This is a genomic window from uncultured Erythrobacter sp. (assembly GCF_947492365.1).
GTDB lineage: Bacteria > Pseudomonadota > Alphaproteobacteria > Sphingomonadales > Sphingomonadaceae > Erythrobacter.
The window spans coordinates 1,206,787-1,226,408 of sequence record NZ_CANLMB010000001.1; the positions used below are offsets into that span (position 1 = coordinate 1,206,787).

A 19,622-nucleotide genomic window follows, 5' to 3' on the forward strand; every position below is an offset into this window, starting at 1 on the left:
TTGGCTGCGCAGCCTGCACTAATGCTCGAAAATCAGGGGAACGAGCATGAAACTGGATCGTCGGGGCTTTCTTATCAGCGCAGCAGCTACACCGGTGGCTGCGCAATTGGCGAGCGACACGCCGGTCACAGTGTTCGAAGCTGGCAAGATCGTCACCATGGAGGCGGGCTATCCCCATGCCCGCTTCATGGCGGTGCGCGACGGGATGGTGCTGGGCCTAGCGCAAAGCCTTGAGGCGCTTGTCCCGTGGACCGATGGACGCGAAGTCACAGTAAACCGCGACTTTGCGGGCAAGGTGCTGTTCCCCGGGCTTATCGATCCGCATATCCACCCGATGCAGGCTGCAATCATGCTGGGCGTGCCATTCCTCGCGCCAGACGACTGGGTGCTTCCCTCCGGCAGATGGCCGGGCGTGAGCGGACAGGATGCCTATCGCTCAAGGCTCAAACAGATTGTCGCTGAAACGCCGGGTGAGCCACTGGTCATTTGGGGTCATCACGAGCTGTTCCACGGCCCGCTTGACCGGATCGTGATGGACGAGATTGAGCCTGATCGCCCGCTCTTCGTCTGGCAGCGCAGTTTTCACGATATCTATGCAAATTCGGCCGCGATGCGCTGGATGGAACTTGACCGCGAGGACGCATTCAACGCTGCTATAGAAGCGGTCGGAGCCGATGCCGCGCATTCGAGTTTCGAGCGCGGAGTTTTCTCCGAAACCGGTCTCGGCGTTGCGATCGCAAAGCTTCAGCCTGTGCTGCTCGCGCCAGAAACTCTTGGGGCAGGCATGGCCGGTCTGCGCCAGATGATGGCGGCGCGCGGTGTGACCACCACTTGCGACCTCGCCACCGGCATTTTCGCGCGGTTCGACACCGAAGCAGGCCTGATCGCGCAGGCATTTTCCGCCGGTCAGCCAAGCGCGCGTGTCAATCTGATGCCCATCGGCGCCGAAGCCGATCATCACGAAGACCTCGATGCGTGGCTGCGCGATCGCCGTGCGCGTTTCACCAACGATCAGGTGACGCTCAAGCGGCGGGTCAAACTGTTCGCCGATGGCGCATTCTTCGCGCAGAACATGCGCATGGGCGCGCCGGGCTACACCGATGGACACCTTGGCAAATGGCTAACCGAGCCCGACCAGCTGCACGCCCAGATGAAGCGCTATTGGGAGGCCGGATTTGCACTCCATATCCACACCAATGGCGATGAAGGAACCGAAGAGACGCTGAACGGTCTCGCAGCGCTTACCCCGCGCCGTGGTCAGGACATTGTCCTCGAACATCTCGGCTATTGCACCGAGGCGCAGACCCGCCGGATCGCGGAGATGGGTCTGATGGTTTCTGCTCAGCCCAACTATATCCGCGTACTGGGCGAAGCCTATGGGCGGCGTGGCTTTGGCCCTGACCGTGCGGCTCTTATGAATCGGCTCGGCTCGCTCGAACGCGGCGGAGTTCCGCTGGGCCTGCACAGCGATTTCAACATGGCCCCGATTGACCCGTTCTATCTCGCCTGGATCGCGCAAACCCGCGAAGGTCTTGACGGCGTCGAACGCGCAGCTGACGAACGGTTGAGCAGAGCCAAGGCTTTGCGGGCGATAACTATCGAAGCCGCGCGTGTCATCGGGATGGACAGCGAAGTGGGTTCACTTGCAGCGGGCAAGAAGGCCGACTTCATCGCGCTCGACAGCGACCCGTTCGAGATCGAAACCGCTGCAATGAAGGAACTGCCGATTGCCGCAACGGCCTTTGAAGGGCGCGTGCTGGGCTAAGAAGCGCTAGACCAACCCCGCATGCTCCAGCGCTTCGTCCACCGCCTTGCGCGAGGCTTCGCTGGCCTCGACAATCGGCAGCCGAACGCTGGGCGAGAACCAGTCATGCACGCGGCTGAGCGCATATTTGACCGGCGCAGGGCTCGCGTCCGAGAACATCGCGTAATGCAGCGGAAAGAGCCGGTCGTTGAGCTCGCGCGCTTTCTTAAGCTCATTCGCGGCAATCGCTGCGTGGAATTCGGAACACAGCGCAGGCGCGACATTGGCCGTGACCGAGATCGCTCCCCTGCCCCCTGCTGCCGAATGCGGTAGCCACAGCTCGTCATTGCCTGATAGCTGGCAAAACTCGCGGCCTATCCCCATGCGGTGATCGGCCACACGGCTCAAATCGCCGCTTGCGTCTTTGATCGCGATAATCCGTTCGGGATATTTGCGTACCAGCTCGACCACCGTCTCATCCTCGATATCGGTCACCGTGCGGCTCGGCACGTTGTAGAGCACGATGGGAAGCTCGCAATTCTCTGCAAGATAGCTGAAATGCGCGATCAGGCCTGCCTGACTAGGACGGTTGTAATAGGGGGCGACGCACAGGCCGGCGGCGGCGCCAGCCTTCTTGGCAAAGGTCATGTGCAGGGCAGCATTGCGCGTATCATTGCTGCCGCATCCCGCAATCACCGGAACGCGGCCCGCAGCCTGCTCGATGCACACTTCGATCACGCGGTGATGTTCCGCATTGGACAGCGTTGAGGCCTCCCCTGTGGTCCCGCAAGGCACCAGCGCGGAGCTGCCATTTTCGATCTGCCAATCGACCAGTTTGCGAAAAGCGCTCTCGTCAAACGATCCGTCGCAAAAAGGAGTCGCTAGAGCGGGTATCGAACCGCTGAACATTGCTTTGTTCCCATATCAGACAAATAGATGAGCGTCGGGGCGTAAATCACTTCGCCAAGACATCTGTTAAGCGCCTGATAAGGAGCCAATCGGCACTATGTCCAGCATGGCCAGAAATTTGCTTTCCAATTGTGTTTCGTTTGTTGCTTGTATAGCCGCCGCTTTGGGGGCGCTCGCAGTGCCTTCTTCGGCCCAAATGAGCGGGCAGGATTTGCGCGGCAATATGGTGGCGCAGCAGCCCAGCCAGATTGGCGCAGCGATCAGCCGGTGGGAGGCTTTGCACGGAAACGGCGAGTACTCCTTTGCCGATTATGCAGGCTTTGCACTGGCCTATCCCGAATTTCCACGAACCGAGATTATCCGCATCCGTGCCGAAAACCGCCTGAACGAAGAAGCACCGACGCAAGCGCAGGTCCTGAATTTCTTCGACCGTCACCCCCCGCTGACCAATGTCGGCCGTGCGCGCTATGCTCTCTCGCTCGCAGCGGCGCAGCGTTCAGAGGCTATCGACGTCGCGCGCGCTGCGTGGCGGGGCGGAGAAATGAGCGGACCGGCTGAGGCCTATATGGCTGGGCTGTTCGGCTCTCGCTTTACAGCCGAGGATCACAGCGCGCGCATGGACGCTCTGCTGTGGCAGGGCGAGGTCGAAGCCGCGACACGTCAGATGCTCAATGTGACGCCTGCAGAGCGAGAAATGGCGTTGGCGCGGCTTGCGTTGATCAACGGCTCGACGCCGCAGGCAGAGGGGATTTCGGTTCCGGCATCGGCTCAGCGTGATGCAGGCTATGTCTTCAACCTCGTCAATTACTACCGCGCACGCCGCCAGAGCGATGCCGCGATCAGCTTGCTTGCCAACCGCCCTACTTTCGACGCGCCAGCCTTTGCGGCCGAGGAATTGGTGGGCGACATGCTGGGCGTTGCCGAGGCCGCAAGCGCGACCAACACCGTGCGGATCGCCAGTAAGATTGTTGATCTTTTCCCTGCTGGAACAGATATTTCGCAAGGATCCTTCACACTGCGTGACCGCTACACCGACCTGATGTGGAAGGGCGGGACCAACGCTCTATGGCGTCTGGGCGATGGCCGTGCAGCCGCGCCTCTGTTTGAGCGTTATGGCAAGGCCGCAAGGACGCCGCTGACCCGCTCGAAGGGCTTTTTCTGGGCAGGCCGTGCCGCGCGTCAAGCGGGCCTGAACGAGGATGCGACCCGCTATTTTGAGATGGCCGCTGAGTATCCGCATTACTATTACGGCCAACTCGCGCTGGATGCTTTGGGCCGCCCGATGCCCACCTTCGCCGAATTGCCCAACCCTCAGATCTCCACCGAGGCGCGCGCGGAATTTGAGCAAAGCGCCCTCACCCGCGCCATCCGCGATATGGCGGGCAACCGCCGGGACTGGCGGACCGAACGGCGCTTCTTCCAAGCGATCGGCGCAAGCGCGCAGACGGCGGAAGAACTGACCATGGTGAGCCAGCTCGCCGCGCAGACCAGCTTGCCCGAACTGGCCGTGGTCGTCGGGATGGAAGCGGGCGCGAACGGGATCAAAGGGTTCGAACGCATCGGCTTCCCGACTGTACCCACCCCGCGCGTCAATGACTGGACCATGGTCCACGCCATCGCGCGGCAGGAAAGCGAATTTGACCGCACCCGCCGCAGCCACGCCAACGCGATCGGTATGATGCAGCTGCTGCGCAGCACCGCGCGCGAAGAGGCCGGCATTCTGGGCATCCAGTATCTTAGCGCCGATCTGACCCGCGACCCGCTCTACAATATCACCCTTGGCGATGCGCATTTCGCGCGCCGGATGGACCTCTATGGCGGCGCCTACCCGCTTGCGATTGCATCCTACAATGCAGGTCCGGGCCGCGTGCGGCAGTGGATCGCGCTCAATGGCGATCCGCGCCGCGGCGATATCGATTGGGTTGAGTGGATCGAGAAGATTCCCGCCAATTTCGAGACCCGCTATTACGTCATGCGCGTGATCGGCAATGCGGTGACCTATTCGCATATGTATCCGGGTGAGGCAGGCCTGCCGCGCACGGTCGATCAGTTCCTTCCTTAAGCGAGATGGCTTCCAAACCGGGACCGCCGATTACCCCGCACGGCATGGCCGCCCTAAAGGCGCGCTATGACCATTTGCTCGGCAAGGAACGGCCTGAGATTGTCGAGATCGTCAGCTGGGCGGCAGGCAATGGCGATCGCAGCGAGAATGGCGATTATCTGTACGGCCGCAAGCGTATGCGCGAGATCGACCGCGAGCTTGCCTACCTCTCCAAACGGATGAAGGCCTTGCGCGTGGTCGATCCGGCGAACCAGCCCGATAAGGCCCGCGTGTTCTTCGGCGCAAAGGTCGAGCTTGCCGATGAGGAAGATGCGCGCCAGACTGTGACCATCGTCGGCGATGACGAGCAGGATGCTGGCGCGGGCCGCGTGGGCTGGAACTCACCCATCGCCAAAGCTCTGCGCGGTGCGTCCCTAGGCGATGTGCGCAGCGTGCGCTTGCCAGCGGGGACAAAGGAATGGGAAGTGATGGCGATTGGTTATGACTAAAGTGTCAAACGCCTAAGGAATTGCGGGGGAACCTGTTCAACCAACCATACGCCGTTTGCAGATAACGCAAACTCAATCCCGGTCTCAGCCATCTTAGCGGCATCGATCACCAAAATGACAGGCTTCCCGCGCCTCTGACCAACCTTTGAGGCTGTCTCTATATCAGGCGAAAGATGCACGTGGTGACGCTTCTGTTTGGTCAGTCCTTCTTGCTCAATGGCAGGCAAAAACTTCTCGACAGTGCCATGATAGAGTTTCGCAGGCGGGTTGGCCTTTTTCCAGGCCCCTTCGACTCCCACCGAATGCCCTTGGCGTGCACGGATCTGTGTTTCATCGTCATTGAACTCGAAGCGTTGCTTGTCATTTTCCGTGACAACCCGCCGCAGTAAGTCGAGATCAGTGGCAAGGCCGCGTTTGCCGAGGGCCTCTAATATCGCATCAGTGGGCGCCCACCCCTGTTGGTCGAGATTAATACCGGCCTTTTGCGGTTCATGGCGTAGCCAGTAAGACAGCGACTTTGAATGGTTCTTCAATTCATTCGGCATTTCGGCGCAGTTGCAAAATTCAACAAGACAGGCAATCTCATGCGCAATATGTACCGTATTATCACACTTGTCTGTGCTGCCTCCGCAACTCTCGCCGCACCGCTCGCAGCCAAGGACAGCCTTGGCGTGTATTCCAACTGGGCCGCCTTTCGCGATGATAGCCCCGCGCGCTGCTATGCGATTGCAAAGCCTGAGCGCGGTGCCGACACCGGCCCCTTTGCCAGCATCGCCAACTGGCCGGCGCAGAATGTGCGCGGGCAGGTCCATATCCGGCTCTCGCGCAGTATCGGTGAGGATGCAGATGTCACCCTCACAATCGGAGACCGGCGCTTCGAGCTGGCAGCCAATGGCCGCAATGCCTGGGCGGCAGACACTGCGATGGACGCTGGCGTAGTCGCAGCCATGCGTTCTGCCAGCCGGATGAGCGTGTCTTCGCGTGACAGTTCGGGTAGGCGCTTCACCGACAGATACGACCTCACCGGCGCAGCCACGGCGATGGATGCAGCCGTGGTTGCCTGCGCGAGTCGCTCCTGATCGGGCGCTGACTGGTCAAACGCCGCGCCCGCGCCTATATGCGCCGCCAACACCCATGGCAGACACAAATCTCATGACCATTCCCGGGCAGGTTGACCCGGTCCCCGTCGCGCGTGACATCACGCCGCGCGAAGACGGGCGTATCGACCTGATCGGCCTCCCCCGCCCGCGCATCCGCGAATTGTTCGAGGAAGCGGGGCTGGACGCACGGCAGGCGAAATTGCGCTCGAAACAGGTGTTCCACTGGCTCTACCACCGCGGCGTCACCGACTTTGCGTCGATGACCGACATCTCCAAGACGATGCGCCCGTGGTTGACCGAGCGCTTCGTGATTGGCCGTCCCAATGTGGTCGAAGCCCAACACAGCACTGACGGCACGCGCAAATGGCTGCTCCAGACCGATGACGGCCACGATTTCGAGATGGTCTTCATCCCGGACGCGGATCGCGGGACTTTATGCGTTTCTTCGCAGGTTGGCTGCACGCTCAATTGCACCTTCTGCCACACTGGCACGATGCGTCTGGTGCGCAATCTCACTCCGGGTGAGATTGTCGGGCAGGTGATGCTCGCGCGCGACGCACTGGGTGAGTGGCCCAAGGGCGTGATGGACGGTCTCGACGATGCCGAGGACGCCGGACATTACAGCTCGGATGGCCGTCTGCTCACCAATATCGTGATGATGGGCATGGGCGAGCCGCTCTACAATTTCGACCACGTCCGCGACGCGCTCAACCTGGTGATGGACGGCGAAGGACTGGCGCTTTCCAGGCGGCGGATTACGCTATCGACCAGCGGCGTCATCCCGATGATGGAACGATGCAGCGCGGAGATCGGCGTCAATCTGGCAGTCAGCCTGCATGCCGTGCGCAAGGATGTGCGTGACGAGATCGTGCCGCTCAACAAGAAATACGGGATCGAAGAGCTGCTTCAGGCCTGCGCCGACTATCCCAAAGCCTCCAATTCGCGCCGGATCACGTTTGAATATGTGATGCTGAAGGACAAGAATGACAGCGACGAAGATGCGCATGAGCTTGTCCGCCTGCTCAAGCATTACAACTTGCCGGCCAAGGTCAATCTGATCCCCTTCAATCCGTGGGAGGGCGCGAATTACGAATGCTCTAGCCCCGAGCGGATCAAAGCGTTCAGCAATATCGTCTTTGAAGGCGGGATTAGCGCCCCTGTGCGCACGCCGCGAGGACGCGACATTGATGCAGCTTGCGGTCAGCTTAAAACCGCCGCGATCAAGAAAAGCCGGGCGGAAAGAGATAGGGAAGCCCGCGACCGCGAGGCTGCCCGAAAAAACTAGGCTACCGCACTGCTTCCGAAGCCAAACTAGTCGGACGTATCCATCGCATCTGGATCATATTCTGGCACTCCAAAATGCCTGCGCACCTCGTTTTCCAATTCCAGATTGGGGAATTGACCCGATATAGCGGCGTGCCTGGCCAATACCATTTCGGCGCGCTGCTTAGCGTCTACCGGCACCGTAACGTTTTGGTCAAATTTGGCGTAAGTTAGATCATTCATGCTCGCCACCATCTGTCCGTATGAATTCGACGCAGCTTGGCCTTCTTCGGATTGCATCGTGGTTTTGAAATTGGGATCGAATGCATAAGCAAGTTGGTTGAGTTGAACTGCCGAACTGACGTCGCTAGCTTCAATCGCGTTGCGTTGAGCTGTGCGGTAACCCGACGAATTCATTCCTGAGCCATCGGCCTCGTTTGAGGACCCCGTTCCAATATGATTCCGGTGCAAATGCTTGACCTCCTGATAGGCAGGTGCATTCTTTTCCAGAGAGGTTGCGCGAGGGGTCGCTCCCCGTTTGTCGCCAGAGGTTTGATTTAACGGTTCAAAGCCGACCGTGTGTTCGGATTCATGTGTGTCTCCCGTCACGCTGATTCCATGCTCACCTTTCAATCGTTTTTGCTCGCTTTTTTTGCCTCCATGCTGCCCCAAAGCATAACGCCGCCGACCTGTCGGTGTGTCAGCCAATCTGAGCAAAAGCGAAGTCGAAAGATGATTCTTCGCAAGCTTCAACTTATTCGCTTGCTTGTGATTCTTCTTACCAATCACGCTTTTAACAGGCTGAATGAATTTGTTTTTCGGAGACTTTCCGCTTCCTACAAATCCTTTTCCCATCACCAATAGCCTTTTCGAGGTTTTATTTTTCCTCCATCGACTATTGTGTTGGTGAAATTTTATTCAAAGCTGGAACTGATTGGTGTTCGACGTTGGGACAGCGCTCAATTGAAAAAGTTTAGCAAGATCAGTCAGTAAAAGTCGGAGTGTCGCCATTTCGATAAGATCACGAAGACAAGGCAATGGCGAAATCGGCTCTTGCCATATATAGATGCGCCAGGAGGACGAAAAATGTCAGGCAGATTTCGGATATTCCCGCTCGCACTCGGGGCGCTCGCCATGGTGGCCGTCGCAATCCCCGCCCACGCCCAGTTTCGCGGATTGCTGCGCGATGTAACCCGCGATGCGCAGAGCGGCGCTCAGGCAGCGGAAGGGTGCGAGAAAGGCTCCAGCGGAAACACTGCACGCGGCGTGATTGGCGGCATCCTCGGCGGTGCAGCCGGGCGCACGGCCAATCGGATGGGCCTCGGCTCGTTTGTGCCGGTCGCCGAGTTTACAAACACGATCTCCGCCGAAATCGCCTGCCAGTTGGACGAGCAGGAGCAGAAGCAAGCCGCAGATGCGACCATCGCAGCCACCACCAAGGTCGATGAAGAGGGCAACCAGGCCCCTCCCGAAGTGGGCCGCAGCGCCGAATGGACATCAGGCACACGCGACGGGGTTAGCGGCACTTCAACCGTGACCGCGCGCGAGGCGTCTTCAGGTGGCGACGACTGTATCACTGTCACCGATGTCATCATCGTCGAAGGCGAGGAAACGCGGGCAGAAAAGCGCATGTGCCGGCTCGCCGGATCGCCGCGTTACACAATCCGCGCATGAAATCTGCCACAGCCTTGAAAGCAACGGGTGCGCTGTTTGCCCTGGCGATACTGACCGGCGCCGGTCCCCGCGACCCGAACAATCCGACCTGCCCGGCTGAACCGAATTGGGGAAGCGCCGACGCGATGACGCTTACCGCAATCCCGCAAGGCGAGTTCAAGGTCCTGCTAGCTGAGGGGCGGATCGATGCGGGCCTGCCCGAGCGTCTCACGGCTGCGCTCGATGCCGACCCGCTTATTGGCGAGGTCTGGCTGCGCTCGCGAGGTGGCAATGCCCGCGCTGGCAATGAAGCGGGCCGGTTAATCCAGCGCTACGGCTTGAACACACGTATCCCCGAAGACTGGGTGTGCTTTTCAGCCTGCAATTTTATTTTCATGGGCGGGTTCGAGCGACAGGTCGACGAAGGTGGCACATTCATGGTTCACATGTTCACGCACACCCGCGACCGCTGGATCATCGACGACGCGGTGATCGACGGGAGCGAAGCCACAACGGAATTGATTGTGAGCATCGAACAGAGTTCCGCGCTGCTCGCCACAGAGGACAACGACTTCCTGATAAGAATGGGCGTCAGCCGCAAACTGCTGACAGACATCATGTATCAGCAACAGGCGCGCGGGACCGAGGATAATCCGAGCACACGTTATTGCCTCACTCAGGAGGAATTGCTCGAATACAACGTCAAGAGGCTGCGTCACTAACAGTGCTTAGTGAATCCATCGCAATAGATCCGATTTGATTTTGGGCGTTGGGCTAGACTTTGACCTAACCAGTCGTCGCGCATCGTATTTTCAGATCCGAATACTACACTTGCACGTTGACATTCTAATACTTCTCAGGTCAATTTCGATATCTAGAATCGGTTCTGCACTAATTTCGTAGCGATGTAATCTACTAGACGCAGTCATAAAGGGGTTTCAAATGTTGCATAAAGACCACCAAGAACCCGGTTTCCGAGTCCTAACGCCGGAAGAAGTTGTGTTTGTTTCAGGCGGCAATGATAATAGTGGCAATGATAATAACGCCAATAACAATTGCGTTATCACTACGAATATCGAAATCCGCTTCAATTACGATACCAACCAGAATGAGGAGGTCACGACATATCACCTTCTTTGCCAAACTGAGGACTCTCCCAGGTATCAGAACGTGACCCAGACAGCTTCGCTCGAGGACTGGCAATCTGCTGATGGATTCGATCCGAACAATCAGGAAATGATGGATTGGATCATTGATATGCTCCATATTGATGATGGTGTAGATATTCCAGGCACCACGGAGAACTTCGGCCTAGGCTCATAGCGTGCGGGAATGAGCGGCGATTAGCCAACGCTTGCGCATTACGAAGCCAACGTCTCCTATTATGCCTTCGGTCGGTCGCTTTAGCGCCGTCTCGATGCGTTTCTCGATCGCTTGCCAAAATGCGCGCGGGTGCTTGAACTGGGCTGCGTCATCGGGCGTGATGCGGCGCGAATGATCGAACGCGGCTTTGCGATTGATTCTGTTGCTATTGAGACTTTCTAAGAAGGCAGCAGGATTGGAATCGCTAGAAAGCCAGCCATGGGAGGGAAAGCCGCATATAGGGCGATGCGCAAGTGGGTTCCCGTGCTAGTGCGCAAGCCATGAAACACACGCTAGAAGCCATCTGCACCGGAACCGCCCGCCCCTTTAACGGCGCGGAAGCAAGCGCAATTGCGAAGCATCCGCGCGAGGGGATTGTGCAGTTTCTTGAAGACGGGCTTGCGCCTGACGAACAGGCCGACAAGCGCGTCCATGGCGGGCCGGAGATGGCGGTGCACCTCTATCCACTCGACCATCACGAATACTGGCGGGATGAGCTGGGTGCGCCCGATTTGCTCGACCAGCCCGGCGCATTCGGATCGAACCTCGCTGTGCGCGGGATGACCGAGGATCAGGTGCATATCGGCGACACATTCCGGGTCGGCCCTTCGGCAACCGGGGCGCTGCTGCAAATCTCGCAGCCGCGCCAGCCGTGCTGGAAAATTGAGCACCGCTTCGGCGCGTTTTGCGAGGCCAAGGGGATGGTTACAAAGATCGTCTCAACGGGCCGCTCGGGCTGGTACTTCCGCGTGCTCGAATTCGGCGAGGCGCGAGCAGGCGATGCCATCGAAAGGGTCGAGATCGGCCACCAAGACTGGAGCGTCGCGCGTGCATTCGCTGTTCTGATGGCGGGCAAAGGCAGCCGCGAAGAACTGCGCGAATTGGCGAATCTGGATGCTTTGTCCCCGAAATTGCGAGAAAAGGCGAAGGCCAAGCTGGGTTAGAAGCCGTTTGCGGCAACATCTGACCTCAAGCAGCGCCCATTCTATCCCTTCCTGCTGCCTCAGTTACTTCAGGTTCTACCCACTGGCACAGCTTTGTGTGCTATACCGCGTGAACTTGGAGAGGACTTCGATATGAATTCACAAATCGCATTTCTGGCCGCGCTCGGCGCTGCGGCACTCGCCGCCAGCCCCGCCGCTGCATCCAGCGACATCGGCCCGGCACAATTTGCACCCTTGCAAATGCCCGGCCTTCACTCCGCGCTTGCCGCTGATCCGCCTCGCCAGGCGCCCGCCCATGGCCGCCGCGACCGCGACCGGCAGAGCATCTATGATGATCGCGGGCGGTATCGCGATCCGCGCCGTCTTGGCCGCCGGGACCGGATTTGGCGTGGCCGCGACGGCAATTATTATTGCGAACGCGGCAATGGCACGACCGGGCTTGTGATCGGAGCGGGCCTAGGAGCTCTTGCGGGCCGCGCTATCGACACCGAAGGCGACCGCACGGCCGGCACCTTGCTTGGCGCGATTGCAGGCGGATTGCTGGGGCAGGAAATCGACCGCGGGGAATTGCGCTGCCGCTGAGGCTTCGCACGAGTTTGCTGCCCTTCTTCTTGTGCAGTGCGCGCGCGCACTGTTAGGGCGGTCAAATGGCTGACAATGCACATTCTTCCGCGGTAGTCGTAACCGGCGGCGCGAACCGTATCGGGGCCGAAATTGTCAGAGGTTTCGCGCGAGCTGGTTGGCACGTCGTCATCCACTATCGCAGGTCCGGCGCAGCAGCAGAAGCGCTGGCGCAGGAACTGCCGAGTGCCGAGACATTCCAATGCGACCTCGCCGATGATGAAGCCGTCGATGCGATGATCGAGGCGCTGGCCGCGCGGCTGCCCGCTTGGCGCTGCCTCGTCAATTCAGCTTCGGTTTTTCGTTATGACGATGCAACCAAACTGGACCCTGCCACGAACCGGGAAGCGATGCAGGTCAACGCGCTTTCCCCCGCCCGCCTCGCGCAGGGTTTTCTTCGTGCCGCTCGCGGAGATGCGCCGCGCACGGTGATCCAGCTCACTGATATGAAGCTGGAGAACCCCAATCCCGATTTCTTCAGCTACACAATGTCCAAGAATGCGGCGGCTTCGACCATCCCGATGATGGCGATGAGCGCCCCTGAGAATGCGCGGGTTTACGGCATTGCGCCGGGTGCGATTCTGGCCAGCCACGATCAGAGCGAGGAAGAGACGGAAATCTCGCACCGGCTCAATCTGTTGGAGCGTAAGACTGCACCGCAAGAAATCGTCGAAGCTGCGCTATTCCTCGCAAGTGGAACGCTCAGGAGCGGCTCCACACTCTTCATCGATAGCGGACAGCACCTGCTCTCCCAGCCGCGCGACGTGATCTATCTGGCGCGCGAGAAAGCGGCCGGGAATTGAGCACGCAATTGAAACGCCACGCCCTCCCCACCCGCATCTGGCACTGGCTCAACGCGCTGGCTTTTATCGTGCTGTTTATGTCGGGGCTGAATATCTCGAACGCGCATCGTTACCTCTATTGGGGCAATTACGGCTTCGATCCGGCGGATGCGTGGCTCAGCGTCGTGCGTTTCCCCGCGTGGGCGACGATCCCGCAGCGATACGACCTGGCCGAGGCGCGCGACTGGCATTCGGGCTTTGCATGGCTGTTCGCGGTGAGCCTGCTGATGATGTGGGCGGCGAGCCTTATCAACCGGCATTTCTGGCGTGATATCGCCACGCGCTTTGCCGACTGGTCGCCGCGTGCGCTGATCGCGGATGCGAAGCGGCATCTGGACGGCGAGCACGCGGGCGAGGATGGCGGCTACAATGTCCTGCAAAAGATCAGCTACGGCATCGTGCTCGGCGTGCTGCTGCCGATGATGATCTTTACCGGCCTTGCAATCAGCCCTGGTTTTGAACCCGCAGCGCCGTGGCTGGTCGAAATTCTGGGTGGGCGCCAGAGCGCGCGCAGTCTGCATTTCATCGTCGCATGGGCCTTGTTCGGTTTTGTAGTGCTGCATGTGGTGATGGTGTTTATTTCGGGTGCGGCGACGCAGATTTCCGACATGATAACCGGCGGTTCGCGGCAGGAGGCCGACAATGCCTGACAAAGTGCCGAAGAAAGGGCCTGAGATGAAACGCCGCACCTTGCTCGCGGGCATGGCCGCCCTTCCCGCTGCCGCTTGCAGCGAACTTGCCGAGACTGGCCCAGCAGGCGACCTGTTCGATGTGGCCGAAGGCTGGCACCGCACCGCGCACCGTGCCCTTGCAAGGCGGCAGGCGCTCGCTCCCGAATACGCTCCCGAGGATCGCTCCCCTGACATTCGCGGCAATGGTTCGCTGACGGTCGACACGGACGAGTACCGCGCGCGAGCGGCGAACGGCTTTGCCGATTGGCGGCTTGAAGTAGGCGGGCTGGTCGACAACCCGCTCAGCCTCAGCCTTGCCGACCTCAAGGCCCTCCCCCAGCGCACCCAGATCACCCGCCATGACTGCGTCGAAGGGTGGAGCGCGATTGCCGAATGGAGCGGCCCGCAGCTTTCCGCCCTGCTCGATGCGGCCAAAGTGCGCGAAGAGGCCAACTTCATCGTCTTTCGCTGTGCTGACCGGCTCTATGACCGCGACTATTACGAGAGCGTCGACATGGTCGATGCCTACCACCCGCAAACGATCATCGCCCACAAACTCAATGGCGAGCCGCTACCCGAAAAGAACGGCGCTCCCTTGCGCATGCGGATCGAGCGGCAGCTGGGCTACAAACACGCCAAATACCTCACCGGCATCGAAGCGGTGGCGAGCTTTGATGACCTCTACGGCGGCAAAGGCGGCTTTTGGGAGGATCTGGGCGATTACCAGTGGTATGCGGGGATATGACTTAGCTTGATTCCCAGCGAAGGCTGGGACCGCCTTCCGCAATGAGTGAGATCGAAAACGATCCCAGCCTTCGCTGGGACTCGGGGCGGGCTGCTAATCAGGATAGACCCGGTTCATCGCGCCCCAGCACACACCGATAATCTCCTCCAGCACATCCAGATCGATATCGGCCAACTTGTTGACATAGACACAGCTCGCGCCGGTCGTGTGCTTGCCCATCTTCTCGAGCAGTGCGTCGACTTTCTTGCCCGTCGCTTCGTCGCAATAGCGGCCCATCAGATAAAGCGAATGCTTGGCCTTGCGCGGGCTAAAGCCGGAGCGCATCCAGTCCCCCTCGCGTCCGCTTTCATATTTGTAGTGGTAGCTGCCATAGCCGATGATCGTCGGGCCCCACATTTGCGGCGCTTCACCAGTGACCTTGCGGAACAATGCGTCGAGCACTTTGGCGTCCTCGCGCTTTGAGGCGGGTTCGACGGCTTCGATAAACTCTGCAACCGACACCGCAGTCGGCTTTGTTTTTGCTTCGGATTTCTTGCCAGCCATCGCGCGTCCTCCCCACACTTCCACCACAAGGCGATTGACAGCCTAACACATGCCGCGCCAAACCTGCTCGCAAATTCGCAGCAAGGGGACTGCTCAGCATATGTGGCTACTCGACAAGTTTCTCGCCAAAGCAATCAAGCACGGTCAGCTGATCGTTACAGATCACGACGGTACCGAGCATACCTATGGTCCGGGCGGTGAGTATGATCCGCTGGTCGGAGGCCGAGCAGGCCCTATCCGCATCCGTTTAACCAACAAGAAGGCCGCAAATCACATCGTGCGCTATCCGCAAATGGGTGCGGGCGAGGCGTTTATGTGGGGCTGGCTGGTGGTCGAGGAACCGCACGACATCCGCGACATGATCCTGATGGTCACGATGAACGCCAAGCGGCTGGGCGATGCCTCGCTCAAGGCCAAGGGCCCGGTTCGCAAAGCGGTGCAGAAGATCAAGGCCGCCGTCGATGGCATCAACCTGCGCAGCTCGGCGCGCGCCAATGCCGAGCACACCTACAACCTCACCCGCGAGCTGTATGAACGATTCCTCGACGAGGATCGCCAGTACACGATGGCCTATTACCGCGAGGATGATCCGACCCAGACCAGCCTCGAGCAGGCGCAGATGGACAAGAAGGCGCATCTTGCCGCCAAGCTCCACCTGAAGCGGCCCGAGGACAATGGCGGCGTGCCGATGAAGGTGCTCGACATTGGCTGCGGCTGGGGCGGCTTCGCGCTCTATCTCAACAAGATGTACGATTGCGAAGTGCTCGGCGTGGCGCTCGCACCCGACCAGATCAAGTTCTCCAACGAACGCGCCGAAGAGCTGGGCGTCGCCGACAAGGTGAAGTTCAAACTGCTCGACTACCGCGATGTGCCCAGCGAAGAGGGAGGCGCGTTCGACCGTATCTCCAGCGTCGGTCTGCTCGAACATGTCGGCACGATCCACTATCCGCAGTTCTTCGAGCACACCAACCGCTTGCTCAAGCCCAACGGCGTGATGATCTCGCATTGCTGCGGCCGCGCGGGTCCTCCGGGCTACACCGACGCATGGACCCGCAAATACATCTTCCCCGGCGGCTACATCCCGGCCCTGTCCGAACTTGTCACAGAGAGCGAGAAGAACGGCTGGCAGGTCATGGATGTCGAGGCGATGCGCTACCACTACTCGCACACGCTGGAGGAGTGGTACAATCGCACCGTCATGCACCAGGCAGAGATCACCGAGATGTATGACGAGGTGTTCTACCGCATGTGGCTCTTCTACCTCGCCGGCGCGGAGCAGAGCTTCCGCAATGGCGGCATGGTCAACTGGCAGCTCCAATATGTGAAGAGCCGCGACGCGATCCCGATGACCCGCGAATACATCCACCACGAAAGCGCCCGCCTGCGCGAGCGAGGCGAGATCCCGAGCTGGCGATTTGATCCGGGGATGAAGGAAGCGGCGGAGTAGGCGCTACTCCTGCACCTCCTTCCGGTTCGAAGGCCGATAGATCGGACCAAAGCCCAGCAGCGCAGCGCCCACGAACGGCGCGGCTACCACCCATATGCGCAATCCCGTCACGCCATCAGGGCTGGCGATAGTCACGCCTGCTGTTGCAGCGAGGCCGACGCAGATCAGCAGGACGCCTGCCACCACCCGCGCCTTGGGCACGGTGCGGCCGCCTCTGATCGGGCCGAAGACGCGCTCGTTCTTGGCGAAGATCGCGATCATCGGCAGCAGCGCGAGGATGTAGATGCCGAGCCAGAGCGGACGCGTTGCCCACCACTCGCCTGTGCCCGGAACCGGACCGAGGCCCATCCCGCCTAGGCCGAGCCACACGGCGGTCATCACCAGCACAAAAGCGGTGAGGTGCCACAGATAGACGGTCATGATCATGCCGTTCATCAGCACCGTCGCGGTCCAGATGCCAATGTTGTCCAGCATCTTGCGCCCCAGAGGCTCCAGCGCGAGCACCAGCCCCACCTGCACCACGCCCAGTGCGAACAGCGCAAGCGTCGGCGGCAGTGAGTTGGAGAAGCCGCCCGGCGCGCTCACCATCGAGACGGGGTAGAAGCCATAGACCGTGATCGACACCAGCACCGCTAAGCCCACCGCGAACCACAGTGCGGCGAACAGCCGGTTGTCGAACTTGCCATCCCTCCACGCAAAGCCAAGCTGATGGATGCCGAGGAACACCCACAGGAAGTTGGTGAAGCTGATGTAAGGCACGTCGTGCGCGAACCGCAGGTAATCGACCCCCATCGCCAGCGGGATGTAGATTGCGAAGCTCAGCCACCCAAAGCGCTTCCAAGCTTTGTAGGCGAGCGGCGTGCAGGCCGTGACCAGCAGATAGACCGCGAGGAACCAGACCGGGATCAGCGCCGCCTCGGTCGCAGCCCGGATCTCGCCGCGGTCGATCCCGACCTGCGTCATCACAACCGCCAGCACCGCCCAGACGAGCAGCAGCGGGAAGGTCGGCCCGATCAGGCGCTGCACGCGGCTTGCCAGCCAGTCGCGGTAGACGCCGGTCTGTCCGGGCTCCGCCTTGCGTAACGTCGCATCCCAGCTCACGCCGTTGGAGTAGCCTCCAACCAGGAAGAAGACCGGCATCACTTGGAAAGCCCAAGTCAGCCAGTGGGTCCAGTCCGCCGTGTCGAGCAGGTCGCCGCGCTGCAATGCGCCAGCCTCGTCGACATAGAGCCCAGCCATCAGCCAGTGGCCGAACACCACGGCGAGGATCGAGATTGCGCGCAGGAAGTCCACCCAGCGATTGCGCTCCGGCGGGGCCATTTCGGCCAGCTCGCGCGCTTTGCTCCACATACCCATATTTCGCGTCTCTCCCGTATCCGCGTTCCCGCCAATGTTGGGCGCAAGGCCCCGGTTTGCAAGCAAATGCATCGCTTTCGCCCTCCCCGCCCCCTCAAAGCCGTTGCCGCATGCCCCCCGCTTTGCTAGCCGCGCCTCTCCTGTTCCAAGAGGTTCCTTCCATGTCCGACATCAAACGTGTCGTCCTCGCCTATTCCGGAGGCCTCGACACCTCCGTCATCGCCAAATGGCTCAGCACTGAGCGCGGGTTGGAGGTTGTCACCTTCACCGCTGACCTTGGCCAAGGCGAAGAGATCGAACCGGCCCGCGACAAGGCCCGCGCGATGGGCATTCCCGACGAGCACATCTTCATCGAAGACCTGCGCGAGGAGTTCGTGCGCGACTTCGTCTTCCCCATGATGCGCGCCAATGCCCGCTATGAAGGCGACTACCTGCTCGGCACCTCGATCGCCCGCCCGCTGATCTCCAAGCGCTTGGTCGAGATCGCACATGAGACCGGCGCCGATGCCATCGCCCACGGCGCCACCGGCAAGGGCAATGACCAAGTCCGCTTCGAACTCAGCGCCTATGCGCTCGACCCCAGCATCCACGTCATCGCTCCGTGGCGCGAATGGGACCTCACCAGCCGCACCGCGCTGATCGAATGGGCCGAGGCGCACCAGATCGCCGTGCCCAAGGACAAGCGCGGCGAAGCGCCCTTCTCCACCGATGCGAACCTCCTGCACACCTCGTCCGAAGGCAAGGTGCTTGAGGATCCGTGGGAAGAGACGCCGGACTACGTCTATTCGCGCACCGATCACCCTGAGAACGCGCCCGATACGCCTGAGTATATCGAGATCGGCTTTGAGCGCGGCGACGGTGTTTCGCTCAATGGCGAGGCGATGAGCCCTGCCACTTTGCTCACCGCTCTCAACGATCTGGGCCGCAAGCATGGGATCGGGCGGCTTGATCTGGTCGAGAACCGCTTTGTCGGTATGAAGTCACGCGGCATGTACGAGACGCCCGGAGGCGAGATCTACGCCCGCGCGCATCGCGGAATCGAGCAGATCACGCTGGATCGCGGCGCGGCGCATCTCAAAGACGAGCTGATGCCCAAATATGCCGAGCTCATATACAACGGCTTCTGGTTCGCACCCGAGCGCGAGATGCTGCAAGCCGCGATTGACCTGAGCCAGGAGAAGGTGACGGGCACCGTCCGGCTCAAGCTCTATAAGGGCAATGCCGATGTGGTCGGTCGCAAGTCTCCTCATTCGCTGTACTCGGAGGCGCATGTGACCTTCGAGGATGATGCCGGTGCCTATGACCAGCAGGATGCCGGGGGCTTCATCAAACTGAACGCCCTGCGGCTGCGTTTGCTCGCCCAAAGGGATCGCTGAAGCGACTCGAACCGGCGACTCGGAGCGGCCTTGGCTTGCCGCATTGAACCGCGTTTCAATCCCGCGCAATGATCGGCAAGCACCGCTTCACGCTTTGAACCGCGCGGGCGGTCTTGCGGGCCACGCCCCGCCGCCGCCAAAGTCACTTTGCGACGAATGGTGGACTTATCCACTCTCCTCCACAGGCGAGTCCGCAGAAAGTGGAAAAGTCGCGATTTCCGCCCTTGAGAAATGCGCGATTCGGGCGCAGCTTCTAACTGTCTTTGGGACATAAAGGCTTCGAACGAAACGCTGCAAAGCGCTGAAATTCAAGGAATTTATGTAACAAAGATACGGTGGCGACTGTCCACACACTGACTTAGAAAAGGTGAGCCGAAGGTTTAGGCCCAAAGCAAACCCGATCGTTTGAGGTTAGCGTGAAACGACGCCAACGTTACGGCCGTAATACAGGCTGACGATAGCTGTAGGAAAGGGTTTTCGAACCCGGAACTGGAGT

General features: G+C 60.2%; 20 protein-coding genes. 15 read left to right on the forward strand and 5 right to left on the reverse strand.

Annotated elements, in window-relative coordinates:
- The first annotated feature begins 46 nt into the window (after positions 1–46).
- Complete coding sequence (locus Q0887_RS05855) at positions 47–1,765, forward strand: amidohydrolase family protein (RefSeq protein ID WP_299193121.1); 1,719 nt, start codon at positions 47–49, stop codon at positions 1,763–1,765.
- A 6-nt stretch (positions 1,766–1,771) separates the two neighbouring features.
- On the opposite strand, the gene dapA is transcribed toward Q0887_RS05855, so the two are convergent.
- Positions 1,772–2,653 carry a 4-hydroxy-tetrahydrodipicolinate synthase gene (gene dapA / locus Q0887_RS05860; protein ID WP_299193123.1) on the reverse strand — a complete coding sequence of 294 codons (882 nt, stop codon included), beginning with the start codon at positions 2,651–2,653 and terminating at the stop codon, positions 1,772–1,774.
- Between the two features lie 178 nt (positions 2,654–2,831).
- On the opposite strand from dapA, the gene Q0887_RS05865 reads away from it, so the two are divergent.
- Both Q0887_RS05865 and greB read left to right on the forward strand, forming a co-directional pair.
- Positions 2,832–4,715: a lytic transglycosylase domain-containing protein gene (locus Q0887_RS05865; protein WP_299193124.1), complete on the forward strand. Its 1,884-nt coding sequence runs from the start codon at positions 2,832–2,834 to the stop codon at positions 4,713–4,715.
- 5 nt (positions 4,716–4,720) lie between these two features.
- The gene (gene greB, locus Q0887_RS05870; protein ID WP_299193126.1) at positions 4,721–5,203 is read left to right on the forward strand and encodes a transcription elongation factor GreB; all 483 of its coding nucleotides are present in this window, start codon (positions 4,721–4,723) and stop codon (positions 5,201–5,203) included.
- On the opposite strand, the gene Q0887_RS05875 is transcribed toward greB, so the two are convergent.
- On the reverse strand, positions 5,200–5,748 hold the full coding sequence (locus Q0887_RS05875) for an RNA 2'-phosphotransferase (protein ID WP_299193127.1): 549 nt from the start codon (positions 5,746–5,748) through the stop codon (positions 5,200–5,202). The two genes, greB and Q0887_RS05875, sit on opposite strands and share 4 nt — an antisense overlap.
- Positions 5,749–5,787: 39 nt before the next feature.
- Here Q0887_RS05875 and Q0887_RS05880 point away from each other — a divergent pair, with 39 nt between their 5' ends.
- On the forward strand, positions 5,788–6,282 hold the full coding sequence (locus Q0887_RS05880) for an invasion associated locus B family protein (RefSeq protein ID WP_363317641.1): 495 nt from the start codon (positions 5,788–5,790) through the stop codon (positions 6,280–6,282).
- Between the two features lie 55 nt (positions 6,283–6,337).
- Positions 6,338–7,588, forward strand: a complete 1,251-nt coding sequence (gene rlmN / locus Q0887_RS05885; RefSeq protein WP_299193129.1) for a 23S rRNA (adenine(2503)-C(2))-methyltransferase RlmN — start codon at positions 6,338–6,340, stop codon at positions 7,586–7,588.
- Between the two features lie 26 nt (positions 7,589–7,614).
- On the opposite strand, the gene Q0887_RS05890 is transcribed toward rlmN, so the two are convergent.
- Positions 7,615–8,421: a hypothetical protein gene (locus Q0887_RS05890; protein WP_299193131.1), complete on the reverse strand. Its 807-nt coding sequence runs from the start codon at positions 8,419–8,421 to the stop codon at positions 7,615–7,617.
- Positions 8,422–8,652: 231 nt separating this feature from the next.
- Here Q0887_RS05890 and Q0887_RS05895 point away from each other — a divergent pair, with 231 nt between their 5' ends.
- The 8 genes from Q0887_RS05895 to Q0887_RS05930 all read left to right on the forward strand — a co-directional run bounded on the left by Q0887_RS05895 (position 8,653) and on the right by Q0887_RS05930 (position 14,404).
- Positions 8,653–9,240, forward strand: a complete 588-nt coding sequence (locus tag Q0887_RS05895) for a hypothetical protein (RefSeq protein WP_299193133.1) — start codon at positions 8,653–8,655, stop codon at positions 9,238–9,240.
- Positions 9,237–9,941, forward strand: coding sequence for a hypothetical protein (locus tag Q0887_RS05900; RefSeq protein WP_299193134.1), 705 nt, complete (start codon positions 9,237–9,239; stop codon positions 9,939–9,941). Before Q0887_RS05895 ends, Q0887_RS05900 begins: the two co-directional genes overlap by 4 nt.
- 220 nt (positions 9,942–10,161) lie before the next feature.
- Positions 10,162–10,542, forward strand: coding sequence for a hypothetical protein (locus Q0887_RS05905; protein ID WP_299193136.1), 381 nt, complete (start codon positions 10,162–10,164; stop codon positions 10,540–10,542).
- Between the two features lie 320 nt (positions 10,543–10,862).
- Positions 10,863–11,525: an MOSC domain-containing protein gene (locus tag Q0887_RS05910; RefSeq protein ID WP_299193137.1), complete on the forward strand. Its 663-nt coding sequence runs from the start codon at positions 10,863–10,865 to the stop codon at positions 11,523–11,525.
- A 240-nt stretch (positions 11,526–11,765) separates the two neighbouring features.
- Positions 11,766–12,107: a glycine zipper 2TM domain-containing protein gene (locus Q0887_RS05915; RefSeq protein WP_299195255.1), complete on the forward strand. Its 342-nt coding sequence runs from the start codon at positions 11,766–11,768 to the stop codon at positions 12,105–12,107.
- Between the two features lie 65 nt (positions 12,108–12,172).
- Positions 12,173–12,949 carry an SDR family oxidoreductase gene (locus Q0887_RS05920; protein ID WP_299193139.1) on the forward strand — a complete coding sequence of 259 codons (777 nt, stop codon included), beginning with the start codon at positions 12,173–12,175 and terminating at the stop codon, positions 12,947–12,949.
- Entirely contained in the window at positions 12,946–13,638 is a 693-nt protein-coding gene (locus tag Q0887_RS05925; RefSeq protein ID WP_299193140.1) for a cytochrome b/b6 domain-containing protein, read from the forward strand. The genes Q0887_RS05920 and Q0887_RS05925 overlap by 4 nt, the downstream gene beginning before the upstream one ends.
- Positions 13,631–14,404 (forward strand): molybdopterin-dependent oxidoreductase, encoded by a 774-nt coding sequence (locus tag Q0887_RS05930; RefSeq protein WP_299193142.1) that lies wholly within the window; start codon positions 13,631–13,633, stop codon positions 14,402–14,404. The genes Q0887_RS05925 and Q0887_RS05930 overlap by 8 nt, the downstream gene beginning before the upstream one ends.
- Before the next feature lie 93 nt (positions 14,405–14,497).
- On the opposite strand, the gene Q0887_RS05935 is transcribed toward Q0887_RS05930, so the two are convergent.
- Complete coding sequence (locus Q0887_RS05935) at positions 14,498–14,947, reverse strand: DUF1801 domain-containing protein (RefSeq protein ID WP_299193144.1); 450 nt, start codon at positions 14,945–14,947, stop codon at positions 14,498–14,500.
- Between the two features lie 100 nt (positions 14,948–15,047).
- Here Q0887_RS05935 and Q0887_RS05940 point away from each other — a divergent pair, with 100 nt between their 5' ends.
- Entirely contained in the window at positions 15,048–16,394 is a 1,347-nt protein-coding gene (locus tag Q0887_RS05940) for a cyclopropane-fatty-acyl-phospholipid synthase family protein (protein ID WP_299193146.1), read from the forward strand.
- Between the two features lie 3 nt (positions 16,395–16,397).
- Here Q0887_RS05940 and Q0887_RS05945 read toward each other — a convergent pair whose 3' ends face one another.
- The gene (locus Q0887_RS05945) at positions 16,398–17,750 is read right to left on the reverse strand and encodes an acyltransferase (RefSeq protein WP_299193148.1); all 1,353 of its coding nucleotides are present in this window, start codon (positions 17,748–17,750) and stop codon (positions 16,398–16,400) included.
- A gap of 161 nt (positions 17,751–17,911) precedes the next feature.
- Here Q0887_RS05945 and Q0887_RS05950 point away from each other — a divergent pair, with 161 nt between their 5' ends.
- Positions 17,912–19,126, forward strand: a complete 1,215-nt coding sequence (locus Q0887_RS05950; RefSeq protein ID WP_299193150.1) for an argininosuccinate synthase — start codon at positions 17,912–17,914, stop codon at positions 19,124–19,126.
- The last annotated feature ends 496 nt before the right edge of the window (positions 19,127–19,622 follow it).

Bases quoted from the DNA above. Each gene is read 5' to 3' on its own strand.
- Q0887_RS05855 (WP_299193121.1), top strand. From the start codon at position 47: ATGAAACTGGATCGTCGGGGCTTTCTTATCAGCGCAGCAGCTACACCG.
- dapA (WP_299193123.1), bottom strand. From the start codon at position 2,653: ATGTTCAGCGGTTCGATACCCGCTCTAGCGACTCCTTTTTGCGACGGA.
- greB (WP_299193126.1), top strand. From the start codon at position 4,721: ATGGCTTCCAAACCGGGACCGCCGATTACCCCGCACGGCATGGCCGCC.
- Q0887_RS05875 (WP_299193127.1), bottom strand. From the start codon at position 5,748: ATGCCGAATGAATTGAAGAACCATTCAAAGTCGCTGTCTTACTGGCTA.
- Q0887_RS05880 (WP_363317641.1), top strand. From the start codon at position 5,788: ATGCGCAATATGTACCGTATTATCACACTTGTCTGTGCTGCCTCCGCA.
- rlmN (WP_299193129.1), top strand. From the start codon at position 6,338: ATGGCAGACACAAATCTCATGACCATTCCCGGGCAGGTTGACCCGGTC.
- Q0887_RS05890 (WP_299193131.1), bottom strand. From the start codon at position 8,421: ATGGGAAAAGGATTTGTAGGAAGCGGAAAGTCTCCGAAAAACAAATTC.
- Q0887_RS05895 (WP_299193133.1), top strand. From the start codon at position 8,653: ATGTCAGGCAGATTTCGGATATTCCCGCTCGCACTCGGGGCGCTCGCC.
- Q0887_RS05900 (WP_299193134.1), top strand. From the start codon at position 9,237: ATGAAATCTGCCACAGCCTTGAAAGCAACGGGTGCGCTGTTTGCCCTG.
- Q0887_RS05905 (WP_299193136.1), top strand. From the start codon at position 10,162: ATGTTGCATAAAGACCACCAAGAACCCGGTTTCCGAGTCCTAACGCCG.
- Q0887_RS05910 (WP_299193137.1), top strand. From the start codon at position 10,863: ATGAAACACACGCTAGAAGCCATCTGCACCGGAACCGCCCGCCCCTTT.
- Q0887_RS05915 (WP_299195255.1), top strand. From the start codon at position 11,766: ATGCCCGGCCTTCACTCCGCGCTTGCCGCTGATCCGCCTCGCCAGGCG.
- Q0887_RS05920 (WP_299193139.1), top strand. From the start codon at position 12,173: ATGGCTGACAATGCACATTCTTCCGCGGTAGTCGTAACCGGCGGCGCG.
- Q0887_RS05930 (WP_299193142.1), top strand. From the start codon at position 13,631: ATGCCTGACAAAGTGCCGAAGAAAGGGCCTGAGATGAAACGCCGCACC.
- Q0887_RS05935 (WP_299193144.1), bottom strand. From the start codon at position 14,947: ATGGCTGGCAAGAAATCCGAAGCAAAAACAAAGCCGACTGCGGTGTCG.
- Q0887_RS05940 (WP_299193146.1), top strand. From the start codon at position 15,048: ATGTGGCTACTCGACAAGTTTCTCGCCAAAGCAATCAAGCACGGTCAG.
- Q0887_RS05945 (WP_299193148.1), bottom strand. From the start codon at position 17,750: ATGGGTATGTGGAGCAAAGCGCGCGAGCTGGCCGAAATGGCCCCGCCG.
- Q0887_RS05950 (WP_299193150.1), top strand. From the start codon at position 17,912: ATGTCCGACATCAAACGTGTCGTCCTCGCCTATTCCGGAGGCCTCGAC.